Consider the following 1,393-nt stretch of genomic DNA (forward strand, 5'->3'; position numbering starts at 1 on the left):
TCGTGACTGCGTGCCTTTTGAAGAATGAGCCTGCGAGTTTGCGGTGTGTTGCGAGGTTAACCCGTGTGGGGAAGCCGTAGCGAAAGCGAGTCCTAATAGGGCGGTTTAGTAGCGCGCTCAAGACCCGAAGCGGAGTGATCTAGCCATGGGCAGGTTGAAGCGGCTGTAAGAGGTCGTGGAGGACCGAACCCACCAGGGTTGAAAACCTGGGGGATGACCTGTGGTTAGGGGTGAAAGGCCAATCAAACTCCGTGATAGCTGGTTCTCCCCGAAATGCATTTAGGTGCAGCGTCGTGTGTTTCTTGCCGGAGGTAGAGCACTGGATAGGCGATGGGCCCTACCGGGTTACTGACCTTAGCCAAACTCCGAATGCCGGTAAGTGAGAGCGCGGCAGTGAGACTGTGGGGGATAAGCTCCATGGTCGAGAGGGAAACAGCCCAGAGCATCGACTAAGGCCCCTAAGCGTACGCTAAGTGGGAAAGGATGTGGAGTCGCACAGACAACCAGGAGGTTGGCTTAGAAGCAGCCATCCTTGAAAGAGTGCGTAATAGCTCACTGGTCTAGTGATTCCGCGCCGACAATGTAGCGGGGCTCAAGCGTACCGCCGAAGTCGTGTCATTGCAGCATGAGGGCCAACGCCCGCTGTGATGGGTAGGGGAGCGTCGTGTGCCGGGTGAAGCCGCCGCGTAAGCGAGTGGTGGACGGTTCACGAGTGAGAATGCAGGCATGAGTAGCGATACACACGTGGGAAACGTGTGCGCCGATTGACTAAGGGTTCCTGGGTCAAGCTGATCTGCCCAGGGTAAGTCGGGACCTAAGGCGAGGCCGACAGGCGTAGTCGATGGATAACCGGTTGATATTCCGGTACCCGCTGTAGAGCGTCAAACATTGAACCAGGCGATGCTAAGTCCGTGAAGCCGCCCTGGAGCCTTCGGGCAAAGGGGAGTGGTGGAGCCGACGGTCCGGACCTGTAGTAGGTGAGTGATGGGGTGACGCAGGAAGGTAGTCCATCCCGGGCGGTGGTTGTCCCGGGGTAAGGGTGTAGGACGTCAGGTAGGTAAATCCGCCTGGCAATAGTCTGAGACCTGATGCCGAGCCGATTGTGGTGAAGTGGATGATCCTATGCTGTCGAGAAAAGCCTCTAGCGAGTTTTATGGCGGCCCGTACCCTAAACCGACTCAGGTGGTCAGGTAGAGAATACCGAGGCGTTCGGGTGAACTATGGTTAAGGAACTCGGCAAAATGCCCCCGTAACTTCGGGAGAAGGGGGGCCATCACCGGTGATCCGTTTTACACGGTGAGCTGGGGGTGGCCGCAGAGACCAGCGAGAAGCGACTGTTTACTAAAAACACAGGTCCGTGCGAAGCCGTAAGGCGATGTATACGGACTGACGC

General features: G+C 57.3%; 1 rRNA gene. It reads left to right on the forward strand.

The window, feature by feature from the left end:
• Positions 1 to 1,393: ribosomal RNA gene (locus ACFVT5_RS43270) — 23S ribosomal RNA — on the forward strand; the annotation flags it as partial.

The sequence above is a fragment of the Streptomyces sp. NPDC058001 genome, assembly GCF_042886315.1.
In the GTDB taxonomy this organism is placed as follows: Bacteria; Actinomycetota; Actinomycetes; order Streptomycetales; family Streptomycetaceae; genus Streptomyces.